Consider the following 20,736-nt stretch of genomic DNA (forward strand, 5'->3'; position numbering starts at 1 on the left):
GCAAGTCGCGCAGGCTACACCACCGCCCTCTGGCCGATGATGGCAAAGCGCAGCTTGCTCGAGATGAAGTCGATCGCGGCGACCGCGATCAGGATCATCAGGATCAGGAACGACACCTTCTGCCATTCCAGTACGCGGATCTGCTCGGCGAGCTGCAGGCCGATGCCACCTGCGCCGACGATGCCGATGATGGTGGCCGAACGGGTGTTCGATTCGATGAAGTAGAGCACCTGCCCGGCGATCACAGGCAGCACCTGCGGCAACAGGCCGAAGCGGATTTCATGCAGCGCATTGCCGCCGGAGGCGCGGATACCTTCGACCTGCTTGCGGTCCGCCGCCTCGATCGCCTCGGAGAACAGTTTTCCGAACGCGCCGAAGTCGGAAACCATGATCGCGAGCACGCCGGCGAACGGGCCGAGGCCGACGACGTTGATCCAGACCAGCGCCCAGATCAGCGTATCGACGCCCCGGATCGAATCCAGGAAACGGCGCACCGGAAAGCGGATCAGGTTCGAGGGGATGATGTTGCGCGCCGCCAGCAGGCTGACCGGGAGCGCGAACAGCGCCGCAAGCGTGGTGCCGAGCAGCGCGATCGACAGCGTCTCGCCGAGCGCCTGCATGTAGAGCGGGAACGACGAGCCCGGATTCGGCGGGATCATCATCATGGTGATCCAGCCGAGCTGGCTCATCCCGGTGATCAGCTTGGTCGGCGAGAAGTCGAGATCGACCAGGCCGTAAACGAAGATCGCGAGCGCTGCCGCGACCATGGCCGGCATCGCCAGCCGCGCCGATGCGGGACGTTCGAACACGCCGGGGTATTTCCCGCGCAGTTCCGCGGTATCCGGCCTCGGCATCTGGCTCATCGGCTGGTCTCCTTGCCGAACAGCCGGCCGCGCAGCCAGCCGGTCGAGATGTCCATGATGAAAACGGTGACGATGATGGTGACGAGAATGGCGCTGACGTCGGAATAGTAGAACTTCCGGATCGCGACCACGAGCTCCTGCCCGATGCCGCCGGCACCGACGAAGCCCATGACCGACGCCTCACGGACGTTGATCTCGAAGCGCAGCAGCGCATAGCTGGCGTAGCCCGCCGAGACCTGCGGCAGGATCGCAAAGCGCATGCAGGACAGCCAGCTTGCGCCCGTAGAGCGGATGCCCTCGACCGGCTTCATGTCGGCATTCTCGACGATCTCGGCAAACAGCTTGCCAAGCGCGCCGGTGGTGTGGATCGCGATTGCCAGCACGCCGGCCATCGGGCCCAGGCCGAACGCGATCACGAAGATCAGCGCGAACACGATGCCGGGCACCGTGCGCGCGAATTCCAGCAGGCGGCGGACGATAAAGCGCACCCACGGCCCCGGCGAGGTGTTCTGGGCGGCGAAGAAATTCAGCGCGAACGCGAACACGGCGCCGGTCAGCGTGCCGACATAACTGATCAGCAGGGTCTCGCCGAGCAGGCGGAGCCATTTCTTCAGGCCCCAGAACCACTCCACCGGATCGGTCCAGACCCGCGCGCCGGAATCCAGCGTCAGGATGCGGTCGAAATAGCTGAGGAAGTTGCCGAAATAGGTGAAGAACGTGTGCAGGTTCACCTCGGCGCCGAGCGCAGCGATGAACAGCGCCGCGCAGAACACGGCCGTGGCCACCGTCGCCTTCAGCCGCTTGCGCGCAACCGCTTTTCGATAGGCATCGTTCAGCGTCGCCAGTTGCTGCGCTGGAAGGATGGAAATGGCGGTCGCCATCGATGCGGGCCAGTCTGCTCGAGGGATGAACGAAAAGGGCCGGGTCTCGAAACCCGGCCCAGTTCAGCGGCGATGTGCGATCAGGACGCCTTCTTGCGCAGCGCGTCGACGAACTTGATCAGCTCGATGGTCTTGTCGTAGTCGGCGTTGGTGACCGGCTGCCACGGCAGGTTCTTGCCGTCGGACAGCTTCTTGAAGGCTTCCGGATCCTTCTTCGGCATGTCGAGGAAGGCCTGCTTGATCTTCGCCTTCATGTCGTCGGGGAGGCTCTCGAGATAGGCGTAGGGCGAGTTGATGATGAGGTCGGACTTCACGATGATGCGGAAGTCTTCCTTCTTCAACGGCGTGCCGTCGCTCGACTTCACCATGTTCTTGGCGAGCATGCGGGTCAGGTTGGAATCGTCGTCGGCGTTCCACCAGTTGGCGGCGACGTCGACGGTGCCCTGGGCGAGCGCCAGCACGGCGTTCTCGTGGCTGCCGGTGAACACGACCTTGGAGAAATAGGTCTCCGGATCGATGCCCATCGCGTTGAGCTTGAAGCGCGGCATGTTGTTGCCGGAGGTCGAGTTCGGATCGACCAGGCCGAGGTTCTTGCCCTTGAGGTCTTCGACCTTCTGGTACGGGCTCTTGGCAAGCACGTAGAACACCGAATAGTAGCCCTTCGAACCGTCGGCGTTGACGTCGATCACGAACGCATCGGTCTTGACGCCGGTGAGACGGGCGCGGGCGAACGACGCCGGGCCGTAATAGCCGATGTGGATGTTGCCTGCGCGCTGGCCCTCGATCACGGCCGCGTAGTCGTTGGCGACGCGCAGGTTCACCTTGATGCCGAGCTCCTTGGTCAGATACTCGGTGAGCGGACCGTAGCGCTCGGTGACGCCGGAGCCGTTTTCGGCGGGGATCACGGCGAAGGTGATCTCCGGATACTTGGCTTTCCAGTCCTCGGCCGAAGCCGAGCCGGCGAATGCCAGCGCGGCGGCGGCGGCCAGAATGATGCGACGAGTGATCATGTTACCCCTCTTTGGTAGTTACGGCCTGTTGGCCGGGCGAAATGCCCGGTTGCCCTGATTTTCGGTAATGCGACGCTCAGGCCGCGGCTGCGGTGCCGAGTGCCGGAGCTGTTGCGCCGTCGGGCGCGGGCAACGGCGCCGCGCCGATGACGTCATTGGCCTCGAGGTCATAGAGCTCGCGGGCGATATGGTCGGTCAGCGCCGCGGGCGCGCCGTCGAACACCACGTGGCCCGCCGCCATCCCGATCAGGCGGTCGCAATAGGTGCGCGCGAGGTCGAGCGAGTGCAGGTTGCAGAGCACGGTGATGCCGAAATGCTTGTTGATGCGCAGCAGCGCATCCATCACGATCTTGGTGTTGCGCGGATCGAGCGAGGCGATCGGCTCGTCGGCGAGAATGATGTCGGGCTCCTGCACCAGCGCGCGAGCAATGGCGACCCGCTGCTGCTGGCCGCCGGAGAGCTGGTCGGCGCGCTGCGCCGCGAGCTGGGCGATGTCGAACTGCTCGAGCGCCGACAGCGCCAGCGCCCTGTCCTGCTCCGGCCAGACCTGCGCCAGCGAGCGCCAGGACGGGATCTGGGCGAGCCGGCCCATCAGGACGTTGGTCAGCACGTCGAGACGGCCGACCAGATTGAACTGCTGGAAGATCATCGCCGAGCGCGCCCGCCACTGCCGCAGCGCCTTGCCGCGCAGCGCGGTCACGTCAGTGCCTTCATACAGGATACGGCCGGAGGTCGGATCGGCGAGACGGTTGATCATCCGCAGCAGCGTCGACTTGCCGGCGCCGGAACGCCCGATCACGCCGACGAAGCTGCCCGGCGCGAGCGAAAAAGACGCGTTGTCGACTGCGGCTTTCGTGCCGAAACGGCACGTCAAACCTTCCACCACCAGCATGTAATGCTCCAACCGCGCCTCGTTGAGCCATCGCTATCCCCCGCGTTTTACAGTTATGTGACGGCAGCGCTGCGGTGCGTCGATCGTCCACACCCCTCACTGCCGTCATCACAACGTCATGATGCTGTCATCAAGCACCCCGAAGACGAGCGCGCATCTCCCCGGAAGCCACAGATCTACAAGATTTGCGGAGGCCATGATGGCCGGAAAAACACTCTCGGTTGTGCCGACTGTCGACCCGACTGCGTCGGTTCGCGAGAGCAAGCTCGGCAGATATACCGAGGTCGGCGCGCGCACGATCCTGCTTGAAGTGAGCATGGATGACTATTCCTACGTCGTGAACGACAGCCAGATCACTTACACCTCGATCGGCAAGTTCTGCTCGATCGCGGCGATGACCCGGATCAATCCCGGCAACCACCCGATGCATCGCGCGACGCAGGCGCATTTCACCTATCGCGCCAGCGCATATTTTCCCGGAGAGAGCGACGACGCCGACTTCTTCAACTGGCGACGTGCGCATCACGTGCATATCGGCCATGACGTCTGGATCGGTCATGGCGCGATCCTGCTGCCGGGACGGAATATCGGAACCGGCGCCGTCGTCGCCGCCGGTGCGATCGTGACCAAGGATGTCGCCGCGTACACCATCGTTGCCGGTAATCCGGCACGTCCGGTGAAGCGGCGCTTCTCCGAGACAATAGCGGATCGCCTTGCCGCGCTCGCGTGGTGGGACTGGGATCACAAAACACTTCGCCGTGTCCTGCCCGACTTTCGCAAGCTCGCAGTCGAGGAATTCCTCGACAAGTATGAGACCAAGGTCGTATCCCAATCAGAGGACAAGCAACGGAGCGCCGCATCGTGACGGACATTTTCATCGAGGGCGGACGTACGCTGGTTGACGGCGCATTGGTCGAGACCTCGCTGCGGACCGCGGGCCGCGACATCGGCGCGCTCGACGCCGAGCCGGGTCGCGCCGCGCTCCACATCAACGCCGGCGGCCTGCTGGTGCTGCCCGGCATCATCGATCTGCACGGCGACGCCTTCGAGCGGCAAATGATGCCGCGCCCGGGCGTCGACTTCCCGACCGACGTCGCGCTTGTTGATAGCGACCGGCAGGCGACCGCCAACGGCATCACCACCGTGTTCCATGGCACGACCTGGTCGTGGGAGCCCGGCCTGCGCAGCGCGGACAATGCGCGCAAGCTGCTCGATGCGATCGAGGCGCTGCGGCCGCAGCTCGCCGCCGATACACGCTTCCACCTGCGTCACGAGACCCACAATCTCGAGACCGAGGCCGAGATCATTCAATGGTTGACCGAGGGCCGCATCGACCTGTTCGCTTTCAACGACCACAGCAACGTCAAGCCGAAGAAGCGTAACCAGCTGGCTGAACGCACCGGGCTCTCGATCGAGGCCGTCAACGACATGCTCGATCGGATCGTGGCGCGCGTCCCGAGGTGCCCGCCTCGATCGCGCGACTGGCTGCCGCCGCACGCGCGGCTGATATCCGCATGCTCTCGCACGACGACAACAGTCCGGCGATGCGTCAGGAGTTTCGGGCGCTGGGCGCGACGATCGCGGAATTCCCCGTCAATGAGGAGACCGCGCGCGATGCCGCAACCGCCGGCGACTTCATCGTGTTCGGCGCGCCCAACGTGGTGCGTGGCGGCAGCCACACCGGCTGGACCAAGGCATCCGACATGATCGCGCAGGGCCTCTGCTCGGTGCTAGCGTCGGATTACTATTATCCGGCGCAGTTGCTTGCGGCGTTCCGCCTCGCCGCCGACGGCATCCTGCCGCTTGCCAAAGCCTGGGACCTGATCTCATCGGCGCCGGCGCGCGCAGCGGGACTCTCCGATCGCGGCGCACTCGTCGCCGGCCGCCGCGCCGATATCATCGTCGTCGACGACAAGATGCCGCTGCGCCCGCGCATCGTCGCCGTGATCGCGGCTGGACGGCTGGTGCATCTGGCCGATGCGAGCTGCCTCGTTCATTCACTCGCACCGCGCAAGACGGTTGCGGCAGCGTAACCCGGCTATTCTGCCCCCCATGTCCAGCCCCCCGCGCTACGCGATCTATTATGCGCCGTCACCCAACAGCGCCCTGCACCGTTTCGGTTCGACGCTGCTCGGCTACGATGCCGTTGATGGCATCGACCTGCCGTTTCCCGATGGCGTTGCGCCCGACTGGCGCGAGGTGACGGAAGATCCTCGCAAATACGGCTTCCACGCCACGCTGAAGGCGCCGACCGCACTCGCCGCCGGGAGGACTGAGGCCGAGCTTCTCGACGCCTGCGCCGCCTTCGCCGGTCGCGCGCGGCGGATTCCGGTGATTGAACCTGTCGTCGACGCCATCAGCGGCTTCATCGCCGTGATTCCAGCCGGCCGCTCGGATGATCTGCAGCAGCTTGCCGCCGACTGCGTGACCGAGTTCGACGCGTTCCGCGCGCCACTCACGCCGGAAGATCGCACGCGGCGCAAGCCGGAGCGGCTCACCGAGCCGCAGCGCAACTATCTCGACCGCTGGGGCTATCCCTACGTCATGGAGGAATTCCGCTTCCACATGACACTGACCGGACGGCTGAGCGACGAGCGCCGCGGCTCGATCGTGGCGCGGCTGCGCGAGCGGTTCGCGGCGATCGAGCTTGCGACGCTGGCGATCGACCGCATCGCGCTGTTCAAGCAAGCCGATGGTGCGTCACGTTTCCGCATCGTCGAAAGCTGGCGCTTGCGCACGACCTAACCCGGCTTCGCAAGCTCGGCGAGCAGCCACTTCTTGAATGTCTGCAGCGCGCGATTGCGTTGCGCGCCCGGCGGATGAACCAGCCAATAACTGCCGGTCACGTGGCCGACCGGCAGGAGCCGGCGGATGGTGCCGCGCCGTTCACTTTCCCCGATGAAGGGTTCCAGCGCGAGCGCGACACCGGCGCCGCGTTCGGCGGCCTGCAGCGCCGCCACAAAGCTATCGACCGAGATCGCGCGCGTCGCCGGCGGCACGAGCTCGCCGGCATGCTTGAACCAGAGCGGCCAAGCCACGGGGAATGTCGTCACATGGATCAGGACGGCGCGACCGAGGTCGGCGGCGATGCGCAGCTTCAGCCGCCGGGCCAGCGCCGGCGCACCGACCGGAACGGTCCTCACCTCCATCAAGCGATGCGCGGCGACGCCCTCGGGCTTGTCGGGCCCGAAGCTGATGCCGGCGTCGAATGTCTCGGTGTCGAAATCGACATTGCGATTCGACGTCTCAATCGCGAGATCGATCTCGGAATGCCGGGTGAGGAACGAGGACAGCCGCGGGATCAGCCAGGCCGATGCGAACTGCGGCAACACCTTGAGCCGCAGCCGGCGTTGGCCGGCTGTCCCGGCGGCCGATTCCGCCTGCGCCAGCAGCGCAAACGCGCGACCGGTCGCAGCGGCCAGCTTCTCGCCGGCATGGGTCGGCCGAACGACGCGATGGGCGCGATGAAACAGCGCAACGCCGAGATGGACTTCCAGATTGCGAATGCGATGGCTGACCGCCGACGCGCTGACATTCAGCGCGCCCGCAGCCGCCTTGAAGCTGCCGAGCCGGACTGCGACGTCGAACGCCTGCAATGCCAACAGATGCGCCGGCCGCAGGCTCGCGGCAGCGAGGTCGTCGCTCCCGTGCGACGGTGACCGGCGCGCCGGCCTGGGGTTGTTCCTGCTCATGGGCCGATCCTAACGGCGAGCCCTCGTCGATGTCGCGCGGAAAATCCACTTCGGATGAATGTCATTCATGCGAACCGGTCTCCTTTCGCTTGTCGCGTGCGGGGCAATGGGAGAATCTGCCCCGAAGGCGGGACCGGGCGGCAAGCCCGGCCAACAGAGCGGGAGAACGGCGATGACGACACAGCTCGCAGACGAGGCCTCCATCGTCGATCGCATCCTCAAGCATATCGACGCGAAATCGACCGATCTCAGCGACGGCGTCTGGCATGAGCCCGTCGCGCATTATCTGTCGCAGGATCGCTTCACGGCCGAGATCGAACGTGCGTTCCGCCGCACGCTGACGCCGTTCTGTCCGTCCGCCGCGCTTGCCGAAGTCGGCGCCTATGTCGCGCGCGACGCGGCGCTGACACCCGTGGTCGCGATCCGCGGTGCAGACGGCATCGCGCGCGCCTTCCGTAATGCATGCCGGCACCGCGGCGTACAGCTGGTCGACGGCGCCGGTTGTAAGAAGGCGCTGACCTGTCGCTATCACGGCTGGACCTACGGCCTCGACGGCCGGCTGCGCGGTGTCCCCGATGATCACGGCTTTCCCGGCCTCGACAAGACCAGCCACGGCCTTGTGCCGGTCACCTGCATCGAGCGCGGCGGCCTGGTGTTCGTCTCGCAGGACGATCCCGCCGCAACCTCAGACGCGATCGACATGCCGACATTGTTCGGCGACGACTGGAGGCTCTATTCGACCGCCACGCAGGAGGTCGAGGCCAACTGGAAGATCGTCGCCGAGGGTTTCCTCGAAGGCTATCACATCCGATCGACGCACCAGGATACGTTCTATCCGCTGCAGTACGACAATCTCAACGTGATCGAATCCTTCGGCCACAACAGCCGGATCAGCTTTCCCTATCGACGCATCGAGAAGCTGCGCCATGTGCCGCCAAGCGAGCGCAGGACGGCCGGCATGCTGACGCATGTCTATCACCTGTTTCCGAACGTGATGCTGTCGACCTTTCCGACCAATCGGTTGATGACGGTGCTCGAGCCGCTGGCGGTGGACCGCACCCGGCTCGTCACCTACACGCTGTCGAACCAGATCGCTGCGGAGGACGGTCGCGCCGCGGTCGCTCAGGGACGCGACTTCGTCACCGCGGGCGCGGCTGAGGATCGCGAGATGGCCTGCGCCGCGCAGCGCGGGCTCGCAACACAGGCGAACGATCACTTCACCTTCGGCCTGTTCGAGGGCGCGATCAGGCATTTTCACCAGAACCTGGCTTCGATCATCGAGAGCCGCGCAAGCGCACGCTGATCCGCCCCAAAACTGCGTACCGAGGACCTGATATGCTGGACCACCCGACCGTCAAATACCGAACCGAGCAGGCCATCGCGATCGTGACGATCGATCGCTATGACGAGGCGCGTAACGCGGTCAATCCCGAGACCGCGCAGGGGCTGGCGCAAGCCTTTCGCACCTTCGATCGCGATCCATCGCTGTCGGTCGCGATCTTGACCGGCGCGGGCGGCGCGTTCTGCGCCGGCTTCGACCTGAAGCGCACCGCGGCCGGCCATCGCGGCCACCGCGTCGAGAACGGCGACGGCCCGATGGGCTCGACGCGGATGAAGCTGTCGAAGCCGGTGATCGCCGCTGTCGAAGGACCCGCCGTGGCGGGCGGGCTCGAACTTGCGATCTGGTGCGATCTCCGGGTCGCAGCAACCGACGCCACTTTCGGCGTCTATTGCCGACGCTTCGGCGTGCCGCTGATGGATCTCGGCACCGTGCGCCTGCCGCGGCTGATCGGGCACAGCCGCGCGATGGACATGATCCTCACCGGACGCGGCATCTCCGGCGAAGAGGCCGGGCAGATCGGGCTCGCCAACCGCGTGGTCGCACCTGGTACCGCGCTCACCGAGGCGCGCAGCCTCGCCCATGATCTCTGCCGCCTGCCGCAGGCGGCATTGCGCAGCGACCGCCTCTCCGCCATCGAGCAATGGGAGCTCGGCTGGGAGCAGGCCACGCTCAACGAATTTCGGCTCGGACTTGCGACGGTCGCGAGCGGCGAGACCGAGGCCGGTGCACGCCGTTTCGCAGGCGGCAAGGGCCGGCACGGCGATTTCACCGATATCGCCTGAGAACCGCACGCGCCGGCGGCAGGCGCTATTCGTCCACCCGGGTGCGCGCGATGATCTCGGCGGCGCCCTTCTCCAGCAACTCAATGCCGACGGCGCGGCCGAGTTCGCGCGGCCGGTCCGCCGGTCCGCGCCGCGTCACCTCGATGAAGCCTGAGCCGGCCTCATCCAGCACGGAGGCGCGCAGCGCCATCTCGTTTCCGGTCAGCGTGGCGTGGCCGGCGATCGGCGAATTGCAATGGCCGTTGAGCACCCACAGCACCTCGCGCTCGGCCTCGGAGGCAAGGCGCGACGGCGCGTTGTCGATCGCAGCAAGCCGCGCGCGCGTCGCCCAGTCGGTCTCGACGCATTCGACCGCGACGATGCCCTGGCCGACCGCCGGCAGCATCTCGCCGACGGAGAAATCATGCGCGATGCGCGCGGTCATGCCGATGCGCTCCAGGCCGGAGCGTGCCATCACCAGCGCATCCGCCGGCCCCACCTCGCCGCCACCGGGCAGCCGCTGCTTGTCGCCGCGATCGAGTTTTGCAACTCGCGTGTCGGCGGCGCCGCGATAATGGATCACGGTCGCTTCCGGAAACAGCCGGCGCAGATAGGCGGCACGGCGCACGGCATTGGTGCCGATCATGAAGCCCTTGCCGCGAGCGGCGCGCAGCGTGTCCAACGACAAGCCCGGCCGCAGCACGAGGCTGTCATTGGCGGCATCGCGCGCCAGCATTGCGGCAAGGACAAGACCCGGCGTCTCCTCATTGCCCGGCACGTCCTTCAGCGAATGCATCGCGGCCTGCAACGTGCCCGCGCGCATGGCCTCGCGGATCTCGGCGACGAAGGCACCGCCCTTGCCGCCATGGCGCAACAGCTTGCTGGTCTGGTCCTGGTCGCCGCGGGTCTCGAACTTGACGATTTCGACGGCAAGGTCGCCCGCCGAGGCGCGCAGCAGCCGCGCGACCTCGTCCGTCTGCGCGAGCGCCATCGCGCTCTTGCGCGTCCCTATCCGCAAAACCTGTCCCGACACGAAAGCTCCGCTGCGTGGTCATCAACGGCAGGGGATTAGAACAAAAGATCAGTCAAAACAATGGTTTTTGCCCCGACTTGGCGACGCTCAGGCGACATCCTCAATAAGCGCCACGCCGGCCTCGCGCATTGCAGCGGTCGCCGCGGCGAGCGAACCGCCGAGGTCGATGGCGCGGCAGCCCGACAGCACGACCGTAGTCTCGAAGCCGAGCCGCCTCGCATCGAGCGCCGAATATTGCACACAGAAATCCGTCGCGAGCCCCGCCATCACGACGCGCTTGAGGCCGCGCTCGCGCAGATAACCGGCGAGCCCGGTCGGCGTTGTCCGGTCGTTCTCGAAGAACGCCGAATAGGAATCGATCGCGCCACGGAACCCCTTGCGGATCGCGAGCTCGGCCCGATCGGTTGCGAGGTCGGGATGAAATGCGGCGCCGGCCGTGCCCTGGATGCAATGATCCGGCCACAGCGTCTGCGGCCCATAGGGCATGGTGATCGAGGAAAACGGCACCGCACCTGGATGCGAGGTCGCAAACGAGCTGTGCCCCGCCGGGTGCCAATCCTGGGTCAGCACGACATGGTCGAAGCGCGCGGCGAGCCGGTTGACGACCGGCACGACGGCATCGCCGTCGGCCACCGCCAGCGCGCCGCCGGGGCAGAAATCATTCTGCACGTCGATGATCAGCAAGAGATCGTCGGGCGCAATCTTCATCACGTCCCGATCCGCAATGACGCACGCAGCTTGCGCAGGCAGGCGATCACCGACAGCGCGGTGATGCGGCCGGTCTTGGGATTTTCCGAGGGGATGTTCTCGATCATCATCGAGAACCGCGCGGAATCGGAATCGACCTCGATCCGGTGGGTGTTGCGCGTTACCGTCGGGTCCGCCCAGATCTCGACCCTGGTGCGATCGGGGCCGATGCCGGCGAGCGACAGCGCCACTGCGACGTTGAGATTAGCGGGAAAGCCCTTGGCGGCGTCGCGCGCGCTACCCTCGAAGATGCGCAGCGGTTCGGTGATGTCATCGATCCGGATGTTGTTCTCGACCAGATGCGGCGCGCCGAGGAGACCCGCGACCGGCTTGCGCGTGACGAGCTTCGCCGAATGAATGGTCCCGATCGCCGCCGCGGTCACCGCGTCGAGCCCGATCAGCGCGCCGGTCGGCACGATGATCTGGCCGCCATGGGCTCGCGCGATGTCGACCAGGTCCTCGTTCTGCAACAGCGCGCCGACGCTGAGCACGACCGCGGTCTTGCCGCGCTCGACCACCGGCGCCACGATCGAACGCACCAGCTTGCTCGGCGCGCACTCGACCACGATGTCGGCGACCTCGGCAAGCTCATCTATCGGCACCAGCTTCGGCGCAGACTTGAGCCCTTCGACCCAGCCGCGGTGCTTGTCCGGGCTGTTCGCGGACACCGCAACCAGCGTCAGGCCCTCGATGCCCTGATCGAGCGCCTTGACGACGTCGGTGCCGATTGCGCCGAGGCCGGCGACCGCGACCCGTGTCTTTGTCTTGCTGTCAGCCATCACTTCCCGCCGGCGAGCATCTTGACCAGGCGATAGAGGTAGTCCTGACCTTCGTAGAACGATTTGACGAGCACGCGTTCGTCCTTGCCATGGTTCCGGTTGTCGTCGACATCAGCACCGAGCCCGGAATGACCGTAGGTCGGGATTCCGGCATTGCGCAGATAGCTGCCGTCGGTCGCGCCGGTGCTCATCACAGGAACGATCGCCGCATCCGGCCAGAACTCCTTCGACAGCTTCTCGATCGAACCCATGATCTCCTCGTTCAGGGGTGACGGCGGGCTCAGCACCGCCTTGCCGGTCGGGGTCACCTCGATCTGCTTGTCGGCGAGCACGCGCTCGATCGTTGCCTGCACGCCATCGACCGGCTCGCCGGGCAGGATCCGGCAGTTCACCTTGGCGGTCGCCAGCTGCGGCAACGCGTTGATGGCGTGGCCGCCCTCCAGCATGGTCGCGACGCAAGTGGTGCGGAGCTGAGCGTTGTAGCCGGGGCTCTCCGACAATCGCGCCAGCGCCGCCGGGTCAGGCTTCGGCGCCAGAATTGCCCTGATGTCGTCGGCATGCGACTTGTCGACCTCGGCGGTCTTCGTGAAATAGATCCGCGTGGTCTCGTTGAGATTCATCGGGAAGCTATAGTTGGAGAGCCGCACGAGGCCTTCGGCGAGCCGATAGATCGCATTGTCCTTGCGCGGCAGCGATGAGTGGCCGCCGCTATCCCTCACCGTGAGCTGATAGCCGACCGAGACCTTCTCGCTGGTTTGCACGCTGTTGCGGATCGCCTTGCCGTTCTTCAGGCCGACGCCGCCGCCTTCGTTGAGCGCGAACTCGGCATCGATCAGGTCGCGGTGGTTCTTGATCAGCCACTGCATGCCAAGACCGTTGGAATCGAGGATTTCCTCGTCGGTCTCAAGCGCCACGATGATGTCGCGGTCGGGCGTGTAGCCCTCCTTCTTGTAGCGGATCAGGTTGGTGACGAAGGAGGCGGCCATGTATTTGTCGTCGCTCGAGCCGCGGCCATAGAAATAGCCGTCCTGCTCGGTGAGCTTGAACGGATCGACCGTCCAGTCCTCGCGGAGGGCGGGGACGACGTCGATATGGGCGACCAGCAGGATCGGCTTGCGCGCGCCGGAGCCATGCAGCCGCGCCACCAGATTGCCCTTGTGCGGCGCCGGCGAAAACACGTGCACGTCGGCCTCGGGGAAGCCTGCAGCGCGGAGCCGCGCGCCCATCGCTTCCGCCGCCTTCTGGGTATCGCCGGTCGCGGTGGTCGTGTTGATCTCGACCAGCTCCTGGTAGATGCCGCGGGCAAATTGCTGCTGCTCGGTCAGCCCCTGCGCCGCAGCGCCGGTTGCCACCAGCATTGAACCGAGCGCCGCCGCGAACTGCAGCGATCGGACCATGTCTCTAGCCTTGTGCGACATCGTGCTCTCCCAGAATTCCACCGTCTCGGGAGCGAATTCAGACAGGCGACACGCGCTTTGGCAAGACGGCGAGCCCTTCAATTTCCGCGCGCATGCTCCGCAGTTTCGCGCACGCTATTTGGAGTCCTTATTTCGTATCCTTGACCGCGATCACCTCGATCTCGACCAGGAAGCCGGGATTGGCCAGTGCCGCGACACCGAGCACCGACCGCGCCGGCAGGTTCGGCTGGCTGCCGCCGAAGAACTGGGTGTAGCCCTCCATGAAGGCCTTGAAGTCCATCGGCGCAGACGCGTTGTGCACCAGGAACACCTGCATCTTGACCACATCACCCATGCCGAGCCCCTGGCCTTCCAGGATGCCCTTGATGCGGTTGAGCACGCCGACGGTCTGGGTCTTGGTGTCACCATAGGCCTGCGGGCTCGACGGATCGGCATCCTTGTTGACGACCGGCGGCACCTGGCCGCTGACATAGACCGTCGTGGCACTGCCGGTCACGGTCACGGCCTGCGCGATCGGGAATGTCGAGTTCGGAATCGGATGCCTGACCACATCCGCGGAGGCCACGGTCGCCATCGCCGACAGCGCGGTGCCCAGCGCGATACCAATGAATTTCATTCAAACTCTCCCCGAGTGTATTTATCAGCGGCGGGCGTCCTGGACATCCTTGGTCGTCACCGCATCCTGATAGGTGTTGCCGAAGTGTGTCCGCAGATAATTCACAACGGCGGCGACCTGACCATCGGTCATCATGTCGCCGAACGCCGGCATGCCGCGGCGGCCGTTGACGACGAGGAAGATCGGATAGCTGCCGGATTCGAGATTCTTGTTGCCGGCGAGCGACGGGTAAGTGCCGGCACCGCTGGCGCCTGTCGCGTCCGGCATGTGGCAGCCCTGGCAGACATTGGCGAACAGCTCCTCGCCGGTCATCTCCACGAAGCGGTAGCCCGAAGAGAAGGTGCGTTTACCCGCCCCGCTGTCCTGCCCGACGGCCGCGCCGGCTGACAGCAGCGACGACGTGACAAGCGTCACCGTGACGATCGCCGATATGCTGGTCCGCATCATCACGTCTTCACCACGCGTTCATGCAATCGGGTAATGGCGTCGAGCGCGGACAGGATGGCGCCCTCCTGCCAGGCCGGCAACTGCGACGCGTGCTCGCCCGCGAGCGCGATACGGCCGTCGATCTGGCAGAGGTTGCGGTAGTGCTGCGCCCGGCCGGCCTCGGTCCATTCGCCGGCGCAGCCGAGCGTGAACGGCACGCGATGCCACGCCACCGCAACACCGTTCTCGAATTCGCTTTTGTACTGCGGGTGGATCGCGGCGCCGAACTCGACCGCGCTGGCGACCCGCTCGGCCGGCGTCATCGCGGTGAACTCGAAGGAATTGGCGCCCTCATACAAATAAGCACCGAGCAGGACGCCGCGGCCACCGCGGTTGAAGCCATAGTTCGGGTAGCCGATATTCCGGATCGGCAGGTCGGTGTAGCTGATGCCGCCATAGATCGCCTCATCCTCCTCCCAGAACCGCCGCTTGAACTGCAGCCCGACTTTCACCGAGGCGGCATAGGGCAAGGACTCGATCGCATTTTTCATCGGCGCGCTGACATCGACCTGGAGCTGGCTCAGGATCGGCAGCGGGATGGTGCAGATGCACCAGTCGGCGGTCGCCTGCTGCACCGCGGATGGGCTGGTCGTATCGACATAGCTCACGGTGACGCCGGAGCCGTTCTGCTGGATCTGCGTGACCTTGGCATTATAGCGGATGAGATCGCCGACCTCGCGCGCGAACGCCTTGCCGATCATATCCATGCCGCCGACCGGCTGGAACATGGTCATCTGGAAATCGTAGCGCGCATAGGACTGCAAATAGCGCCACATCCGCGACCGCAACAGCTCCTGGAGCGAGATCGGATCGCTGGGCAGCGGATCGCCCATCAAGCCGCCGCCGGGATCGCGGGCATAACCACGGAACTCGGCGGACCCGAGATTGGCATTGTACTTGTAGTCGCGATCCAGCGCGCCCCAGTCGCGCAGCGCTTGCAGCAGGATCTCCTGATCTTCCTTGGTGACGAGCTCGTCGAGCTTGCCCTGTTGGCTGATTTTCCCGAGCAGCTCCGACACCTGGCCCTGGAAATCCGCCTTGATGCTGCGGAAGCGCTGCGGCTTGCCACCGAATGCACGCGTCGCGTGCAGATAGGCGTTGTGGTTGAGCTGAATGAAGGGTTCCAGCGTCACATTGAGCCGGCGGCAATAATCGAGCAGCGCGCGGTGATGATAGGGAATCCGCCACGGGCCGGGATTGAGGTAGAGCCCCTGCTCGAACTGGCAGGTCTGCTTGAAGCCGCCGAGCTCGGTAAAGCTGTCACCGCCGCGGATCGACCAGTTGCGGCCGCCGGCGCGGTTGTTGAATTCGAGGATCTGGACCTTGTAGCCGGCCTTGCGCAGCTCCAGCGCCGCCGTCATGCCTGCGAGCCCGGCGCCGAGAATCAGCACCGAAGCGCCCTTCACGTCGCCCGCGAGCTTGAGCGGCCCCTTGTAGGCGGACTCCGAGGCGAAGCCGAGGCTCGTCATCGCCTGATACATCGCCGAACTGCCGGCGATGGTCCCGATCAGCGCCAGCAAATCCCGCCGCCTGATCACAGATTCGTTCTGCACCCGCGTTCACCCAGCCACTGACGTCGATGACGAAGGGAAACGGTTGACGCGATCCGTGTCAAGAAAGGGCACACGCTTCCACGTGCACCCACACGCGCTTTTGATGCGTGGCGCGACCGATGCATCACACCACACGCTCGAGATGCACGCGCCGGCAATCCATTTCAAAATCGAGCCCGACCACCGGCGGCCGGTCGAAATGCCAGGTCAGGCCGCTGCGAAGCACGCCACGGCGACCGAATTCGCTTTCGAGCACCGGATAGGCATCGTGCACGGTGTAGAGCTGCACCGCGGTGGTGTCCCGCCAGGAACCGCTGAACGCGCTCATCCGGCGTTCCATCTCGCCAAGGACGAATTTCGCCTTCGCCAGGATGCCGGCCGGACTGGTGTCACCGAGCGCGACGGTATGATCGCGATAATTGGCCTTGCCTTCGACCGATTCGCCGCTGCCGGCCACGACAAAGCTCGTCGGAGCGTCCTTCGCCGCGGGCACCGTGTAGCAGAAGGCGTGGAAACTCGGCTCGCCTGGCGGATCAAGTTTCGGACAGACGTTGCTGCGCGCCACCGGATTGACGCCGTCGCGCATCACGCCCCAGGCAACCAGCGTCTTGATGTAGATCTCGTTGAAGGCCTTGAACCCATCTTCGGTGAACGGCGCCGGCGAACGCAGTTCGCAGGCTCCGAATGCCGTCAGCGGGCGGCCGGCGTCGCGGATGATATCGGCAATCCGTTCAAAACCCGCGCTCAAGGGTACCGGGTCAGAGAACCTGACCCGCTCGATGGCATAACCGGGCAGAGCACCGATGCCGCAGGAATACTGACTGACGCCGGGCATGAAGCGGTAGCCGCCGTCGGGAGCTTCGATGGTGTTGGTCATGGTGCCTCTTGGTGTGAACACGGTATGCGGCCGTCACGATGACGTCGCATTCAATTTCATCACAGCTGTCGTCCCTGCGAAAGCAGGGACCCATACTCCGCGGCAGATGTTGTTAGAGGGACTCGTCGTTCCAAAGGCGCTCAATAATAGCCATTCGTGGTTATGGGTCCCTGCCTTCGCAGGGACGACACCGAATGTGCTGCGCGGTCACTCAGTCATACGACCGCATTCTCGCGACATGGTTGCCCGAGCTTTGCTGTTCGTTCCGCCCTCTCTTCGATCAGAGGGCGCAGGGAAAGCCGGGTGCCGATCGCACCCATGGGCCCCGAGCAAAAAGTAGAAAGCTCGGGGGTAGGACCACAGGTGTAACCGGAGCAATCCGGCTTTCCCTGCGCGATGGCTTACGGCTTATACGTGCTCTCCCCGGCGAGACTGGGCTTTGTTGTCACCGTCTTCGCAAGAACGCTTTCGCGTCTTGCGAGGAGACACCTACCACTAGGGCGTCAGGCCTGCACGACTTCGCCGTCCGCTTCGCGTGCCTCCGTCAGTCGCACACTGCGCGTCCACCGCATCTCGACCCGCGTTCGTGACGACCGCGAAGCGCCCCTCGTGTCGGGTGAGACGACGGGTTCATACACCGAGTTGAGTATTCTGATAAAGCGAAATATTTTTACTTGAAATGATTGACAGGTTTTTGCTGAGTTGCCCGTCGGGTCGTTTTGTCGCACCTGTCTCCGTCATTCCGGGGCTCGCCAACGGGTCGCGCGAACGCGCGCCCGATGACAGGCTCCGCGAGAACCCGGAATCCATTCGTCCACGGATAATGCGGCCTAATGGATTCCGGGCTCGCGCCAAGAGGCGCGCCCTCAGGTGCGCAATTGCGCACCGGGGAATGACGAGGCGGAGAGGTAGACGCATCACTTGGCGAGGTAGGGGCAACCACCTTCTGCGAGCGGACGGAAGGCCTGGTCGCCCGGCACCGTCGCGAGATACTCGTAGAGATCCCACTTGCTCTTGGACTCTTCCGGCTTCTTGATGCGCATCAGATACATGTCGTGCACCATCCGGCCGTCCTCGCGCACCACGCCGTTCTGGGCAAAGAAATCGTTGACCGGGGTCTTGCGCATCTGCGCGATCACGGTCTCGGATTCAACCGAGTTGGTTGCGGCGACGGCCTTGAAGTAGTGCCGCAGCGCCGAGTTGACGCCGGCCTGGTAGGCCGTCGGCATCGCGCCGTGCCGCTTGAAGAACTCCTGGGCGAACACGCGCGTCTCGGGCGTGCGATCCCAATAGAAGGAATCGGTGAACAAGAGATCGTGCGCATGCGCGAGGCCGAGCGCGGGCACGTCGGTGAGCGTCACCTGCAACGCGACGATCTGCATGCTGGCGCGGATGTTGAACTCGTCGGCCTGCGACACCGCGTTGCGAAAGTCGGAGCCGGCATTGGCGAGCGCCAGGATCTTGGCGTTGGACGACTGCGCCTGCAGCAGGAATGACGAGAAATCGGCGGTGTCGAAGGGATGGCGGACCGCGCCCAGCACCTTGCCGCCGGCAGCGGTGACGGCCCTGCTCGCGTCGCGCTCCAGCGCCTGGCCGAACGCGTAATCCGCCGTGAGGAAGAACCAAGGCGTACCGCCGCGCGCAACCACCGCCTTCGCCGTCGCGTTCGAGGAGGCGTAGGTGTCATAGGTCCACTGCACGCTGGTCGGCGAGCATTGCTTGCCGGTGAGGTCGGATGAACCGGAGCCCGAGATCAGGAACAGCTTCTTGCGTTCGCGGGTCACCGTCTGGATCGCGAGCGCCACCGCGGAATTGACGCCTTCGGCGATCACGTCGACACCCTTGTTGTCGATCCAGTTGCGCACGATGCCGGTCGCGACATCTGGCTTGTTCTGGTGATCGGCCGAAATGATCTCGATCTTGCGGCCGGCGACCGTGCCGCCGATTTCCTCCGCGGCCATTTGGGCCGCGATCACCGATCCCGGACCGTTGCCGTCGGAATATTGCCCGCTCATGTCGGTGATGATGCCGACCCGCAACACACCATCCTCCGCGCGGGCCGTACCGGCAGCAAAGGAGAGACACACGGCGGCAATTGCGGCCAGGACATGCGAGCGTTTCGTGATGGACATTTCGTTCCCAGGGTTCGGATGGTTCGGACGATCTCCTGAAGCAATCAGGGATCACCGGCAACCCCGTTGGCCGGCATGGCGCTCTGCGATTCCGCGCCGAAATTCCGGGAGGAGGAACAAGGCCCCAGGTGCCGACACACGCGCGTCGCCGATCATGCGAACGCCGCGGCGAGATTTCGGCGCGGCGTTCCTTGGATCATACGAATGGATGCGAGATCACCTCAGCGCCGCGCCCACAATTGCCTTGCCAGGATGCCAACCTTGCGCTCGATCGCCTCGGCCGCATCCAGGCACATGTCTTCGCGATAGCGCGAGCCGACGATCTGGACACCGACCGGCACCCCCTCGTGCAGGCCGACCGGCACCACGGCTGCCGGCAGCCCCAGCACGTTCATCGACGAGATGAAGCGCAGGTCGTTCCAGAACACGTCCTTCACGCGCTGATCGCCGCCGAGATCGGCATTGACCTCCGGCGTCTTGCGCACCGAGGTCGGCATCAGCACCAGAGGATACTGCTCAAGGAACGTCATCCAGTTCCTGATGTGGCGCGACCGCTCGGCGATCGCCTTCATGTAGCCGGCCTGGTCCAATTGATTTGCCAGCGCCATGAATCCGTGGAACGTCTTCTGGAAGTCGGCGCTGGAGACCGCCAGCATCTGGTCCTGCTGCAACACGCGGGTCTCGGTCATGATCAAGTCGCACCAGAGCTGCCAGACCTTGTTGAGATCGGGCACCTCGACCTCACTGACCGCATAGCCGGCATCGGCCAGGTGATCGGCCGCCTTGCGCTGGAGCGCGATCACGCCGCGATCGGTCACCATGTCTTCAGGGATCTTTGCGAGCGCGACCTTGACTGGTGCGGCAGGCTTCGGCCCCTGCAACGGCGCCGGCACATACCAGGGATCGCGCGGGTCGCGTTGCGCCATCACCTCGAGGCCGAGACGGACGTCGGCGACGTGGCGCGCCAGGGGTCCCTGCGACGACATGAACTGCGCCATCAGCGGCCGTTCTGCCGTGGCTGAGGGATTGAACGCCGGAATGCGGCCCTGGGTCGGCTTGATGGTGGCGATGCCGTTGCAATGGGCCGGCCAGCGCAAGGAGCCGCCGATGTCGTTGCCATGCGCGATGGTGCCGATACCTGCGGCGATCGACGCGCCGGCGCCGCCGGAAGATCCGCCGCAGGTCACCTCGGCATTCCAGGGATTGCGCGTCAGGCCGTGCAGCGGGTTATCGGTGAAGCCGCGCAGCGAGAATTCCGGCGTGTTGGTCAGGCCGATGATGATGGCACCGGCTTTCTTGAGATTGGCCGTCACCGGCGAGTCGCCCGGCGCGATGTTGTCCTTGAACGCCACCACGCCGTTCGAATTGGCCTGGCCCTCGACGTCGATATTGATCTTGATCGTGACCGGTACGCCGTGCAGCGGCCCGACGGCGCCGCCTCCGCGCTTGCTCGCAGCCAGCGCCTCGTCCGCAGCCTTAGCTGCCCTCATCGCGGCGTCACCGAGATCGACGACGACGGCATTCAGCGCCGGGTTTGCCTCCTGCTTGCGATCGAGATGGGCGCGCACGACCTGCTCCGAGGTCGCCTCGCCATTCCTGATCGCCGCAGCCGTCTCCACGGCGGACCATTGCCAGATCGGTGCATTCGTCACTG

At 65.1% G+C, this 20,736-nt stretch carries 19 protein-coding genes and 1 pseudogene; 5 read left to right on the plus strand and 15 right to left on the minus strand.

The genetic code is table 11. From position 1 onward, the window contains the following. Positions 1 to 14: 14 nt before the first annotated feature. The 4 genes from phnE (H8A95_RS09735) to phnC all read right to left on the minus strand — a co-directional run bounded on the left by phnE (H8A95_RS09735) (position 15) and on the right by phnC (position 3,646). Entirely contained in the window at positions 15 to 863 is an 849-nt protein-coding gene (gene phnE, locus H8A95_RS09735) for a phosphonate ABC transporter, permease protein PhnE (RefSeq protein ID WP_229182969.1), read from the minus strand. Then, complete coding sequence (gene phnE / locus H8A95_RS09740; RefSeq protein WP_229182970.1) at positions 860 to 1,744, minus strand: phosphonate ABC transporter, permease protein PhnE; 885 nt, start codon at positions 1,742 to 1,744, stop codon at positions 860 to 862. Before phnE (H8A95_RS09740) ends, phnE (H8A95_RS09735) begins: the two co-directional genes overlap by 4 nt. Before the next feature lie 80 nt (positions 1,745 to 1,824). Next, on the minus strand, positions 1,825 to 2,754 hold the full coding sequence (phnD, locus tag H8A95_RS09745; protein WP_229182971.1) for a phosphonate ABC transporter substrate-binding protein: 930 nt from the start codon (positions 2,752 to 2,754) through the stop codon (positions 1,825 to 1,827). 76 nt (positions 2,755 to 2,830) lie between these two features. After that, positions 2,831 to 3,646 (minus strand): phosphonate ABC transporter ATP-binding protein, encoded by an 816-nt coding sequence (gene phnC, locus H8A95_RS09750; protein ID WP_229182972.1) that lies wholly within the window; start codon positions 3,644 to 3,646, stop codon positions 2,831 to 2,833. Positions 3,647 to 3,845: 199 nt separating this feature from the next. Between phnC and H8A95_RS09755 the strand changes: the two genes are divergently transcribed. From H8A95_RS09755 to H8A95_RS09765, 3 genes and pseudogenes are all read left to right on the plus strand, one after another. After that, positions 3,846 to 4,511 carry a transferase hexapeptide repeat family protein gene (locus H8A95_RS09755; RefSeq protein WP_229182973.1) on the plus strand — a complete coding sequence of 222 codons (666 nt, stop codon included), beginning with the start codon at positions 3,846 to 3,848 and terminating at the stop codon, positions 4,509 to 4,511. Next, a pseudogene (locus H8A95_RS09760) lies at positions 4,508 to 5,679 on the plus strand (alpha-D-ribose 1-methylphosphonate 5-triphosphate diphosphatase). Before H8A95_RS09755 ends, H8A95_RS09760 begins: the two are co-directional and overlap by 4 nt. 19 nt (positions 5,680 to 5,698) lie before the next feature. Then, positions 5,699 to 6,391: a DUF1045 domain-containing protein gene (locus H8A95_RS09765; RefSeq protein ID WP_229182974.1), complete on the plus strand. Its 693-nt coding sequence runs from the start codon at positions 5,699 to 5,701 to the stop codon at positions 6,389 to 6,391. Here the strand turns inward: H8A95_RS09765 and H8A95_RS09770 are convergent. After that, positions 6,388 to 7,338 (minus strand): LysR substrate-binding domain-containing protein, encoded by a 951-nt coding sequence (locus H8A95_RS09770; RefSeq protein WP_229182975.1) that lies wholly within the window; start codon positions 7,336 to 7,338, stop codon positions 6,388 to 6,390. The two genes, H8A95_RS09765 and H8A95_RS09770, sit on opposite strands and share 4 nt — an antisense overlap. A 172-nt stretch (positions 7,339 to 7,510) precedes the next feature. Here H8A95_RS09770 and H8A95_RS09775 point away from each other — a divergent pair, with 172 nt between their 5' ends. After that, a complete protein-coding gene (locus H8A95_RS09775) occupies positions 7,511 to 8,641 on the plus strand; it encodes an aromatic ring-hydroxylating oxygenase subunit alpha (protein WP_229182976.1) in 1,131 nt (376 codons plus the stop codon). A 32-nt stretch (positions 8,642 to 8,673) separates the two neighbouring features. Continuing rightward, a complete protein-coding gene (locus H8A95_RS09780) occupies positions 8,674 to 9,462 on the plus strand; it encodes a crotonase/enoyl-CoA hydratase family protein (RefSeq protein ID WP_229182977.1) in 789 nt (262 codons plus the stop codon). 25 nt (positions 9,463 to 9,487) lie between these two features. On the opposite strand, the gene hemC is transcribed toward H8A95_RS09780, so the two are convergent. From hemC to H8A95_RS09830, 10 genes are all read right to left on the minus strand, one after another. Then, the gene (gene hemC, locus H8A95_RS09785; protein WP_274617397.1) at positions 9,488 to 10,459 is read right to left on the minus strand and encodes a hydroxymethylbilane synthase; all 972 of its coding nucleotides are present in this window, start codon (positions 10,457 to 10,459) and stop codon (positions 9,488 to 9,490) included. Between the two features lie 102 nt (positions 10,460 to 10,561). Next, on the minus strand, positions 10,562 to 11,182 hold the full coding sequence (gene pncA, locus H8A95_RS09790) for a bifunctional nicotinamidase/pyrazinamidase (protein ID WP_229183010.1): 621 nt from the start codon (positions 11,180 to 11,182) through the stop codon (positions 10,562 to 10,564). Next, a complete protein-coding gene (locus H8A95_RS09795) occupies positions 11,182 to 12,000 on the minus strand; it encodes an aspartate dehydrogenase (protein ID WP_229182978.1) in 819 nt (272 codons plus the stop codon). The genes pncA and H8A95_RS09795 overlap by 1 nt, the downstream gene beginning before the upstream one ends. Continuing rightward, positions 12,000 to 13,418, minus strand: coding sequence for a M20/M25/M40 family metallo-hydrolase (locus tag H8A95_RS09800; RefSeq protein WP_229182979.1), 1,419 nt, complete (start codon positions 13,416 to 13,418; stop codon positions 12,000 to 12,002). Before H8A95_RS09800 ends, H8A95_RS09795 begins: the two co-directional genes overlap by 1 nt. 127 nt (positions 13,419 to 13,545) lie before the next feature. Continuing rightward, positions 13,546 to 14,034 (minus strand): RidA family protein, encoded by a 489-nt coding sequence (locus H8A95_RS09805; protein WP_229182980.1) that lies wholly within the window; start codon positions 14,032 to 14,034, stop codon positions 13,546 to 13,548. Between the two features lie 24 nt (positions 14,035 to 14,058). Continuing rightward, complete coding sequence (locus tag H8A95_RS09810; RefSeq protein ID WP_229182981.1) at positions 14,059 to 14,478, minus strand: c-type cytochrome; 420 nt, start codon at positions 14,476 to 14,478, stop codon at positions 14,059 to 14,061. 2 nt (positions 14,479 to 14,480) lie between these two features. Continuing rightward, positions 14,481 to 16,073 carry an NAD(P)/FAD-dependent oxidoreductase gene (locus H8A95_RS09815; RefSeq protein WP_229182982.1) on the minus strand — a complete coding sequence of 531 codons (1,593 nt, stop codon included), beginning with the start codon at positions 16,071 to 16,073 and terminating at the stop codon, positions 14,481 to 14,483. A 124-nt stretch (positions 16,074 to 16,197) separates the two neighbouring features. Further along, positions 16,198 to 16,950 carry a 2-amino-5-chloromuconate deaminase CnbZ gene (cnbZ, locus tag H8A95_RS09820; RefSeq protein ID WP_229182983.1) on the minus strand — a complete coding sequence of 251 codons (753 nt, stop codon included), beginning with the start codon at positions 16,948 to 16,950 and terminating at the stop codon, positions 16,198 to 16,200. Between the two features lie 917 nt (positions 16,951 to 17,867). Further along, a complete protein-coding gene (locus H8A95_RS09825; protein ID WP_229182984.1) occupies positions 17,868 to 19,082 on the minus strand; it encodes an ABC transporter substrate-binding protein in 1,215 nt (404 codons plus the stop codon). A gap of 221 nt (positions 19,083 to 19,303) precedes the next feature. Continuing rightward, the gene (locus tag H8A95_RS09830; RefSeq protein WP_229182985.1) at positions 19,304 to 20,734 is read right to left on the minus strand and encodes an amidase family protein; all 1,431 of its coding nucleotides are present in this window, start codon (positions 20,732 to 20,734) and stop codon (positions 19,304 to 19,306) included. Positions 20,735 to 20,736 lie beyond the last annotated feature (2 nt).

Source organism: Bradyrhizobium oropedii (genome assembly GCF_020889685.1).
In the GTDB taxonomy this organism is placed as follows: Bacteria; Pseudomonadota; Alphaproteobacteria; order Rhizobiales; family Xanthobacteraceae; genus Bradyrhizobium; species Bradyrhizobium oropedii.

Bases quoted from the DNA above. Each gene is read 5' to 3' on its own strand.
- phnE (WP_229182969.1), bottom strand. From the start codon at position 863: ATGAGCCAGATGCCGAGGCCGGATACCGCGGAACTGCGCGGGAAATAC.
- H8A95_RS09770 (WP_229182975.1), bottom strand. From the start codon at position 7,338: ATGAGCAGGAACAACCCCAGGCCGGCGCGCCGGTCACCGTCGCACGGG.
- H8A95_RS09825 (WP_229182984.1), bottom strand. From the start codon at position 19,082: ATGTCCATCACGAAACGCTCGCATGTCCTGGCCGCAATTGCCGCCGTG.
- H8A95_RS09765 (WP_229182974.1), top strand. From the start codon at position 5,699: ATGTCCAGCCCCCCGCGCTACGCGATCTATTATGCGCCGTCACCCAAC.
- phnC (WP_229182972.1), bottom strand. From the start codon at position 3,646: ATGCTGGTGGTGGAAGGTTTGACGTGCCGTTTCGGCACGAAAGCCGCA.
- H8A95_RS09795 (WP_229182978.1), bottom strand. From the start codon at position 12,000: ATGGCTGACAGCAAGACAAAGACACGGGTCGCGGTCGCCGGCCTCGGC.
- H8A95_RS09755 (WP_229182973.1), top strand. From the start codon at position 3,846: ATGGCCGGAAAAACACTCTCGGTTGTGCCGACTGTCGACCCGACTGCG.
- H8A95_RS09780 (WP_229182977.1), top strand. From the start codon at position 8,674: ATGCTGGACCACCCGACCGTCAAATACCGAACCGAGCAGGCCATCGCG.
- H8A95_RS09810 (WP_229182981.1), bottom strand. From the start codon at position 14,478: ATGCGGACCAGCATATCGGCGATCGTCACGGTGACGCTTGTCACGTCG.
- phnD (WP_229182971.1), bottom strand. From the start codon at position 2,754: ATGATCACTCGTCGCATCATTCTGGCCGCCGCCGCCGCGCTGGCATTC.
- cnbZ (WP_229182983.1), bottom strand. From the start codon at position 16,950: ATGACCAACACCATCGAAGCTCCCGACGGCGGCTACCGCTTCATGCCC.
- pncA (WP_229183010.1), bottom strand. From the start codon at position 11,182: ATGAAGATTGCGCCCGACGATCTCTTGCTGATCATCGACGTGCAGAAT.
- phnE (WP_229182970.1), bottom strand. From the start codon at position 1,744: ATGGCGACCGCCATTTCCATCCTTCCAGCGCAGCAACTGGCGACGCTG.
- H8A95_RS09800 (WP_229182979.1), bottom strand. From the start codon at position 13,418: ATGTCGCACAAGGCTAGAGACATGGTCCGATCGCTGCAGTTCGCGGCG.
- H8A95_RS09805 (WP_229182980.1), bottom strand. From the start codon at position 14,034: ATGAAATTCATTGGTATCGCGCTGGGCACCGCGCTGTCGGCGATGGCG.
- H8A95_RS09775 (WP_229182976.1), top strand. From the start codon at position 7,511: ATGACGACACAGCTCGCAGACGAGGCCTCCATCGTCGATCGCATCCTC.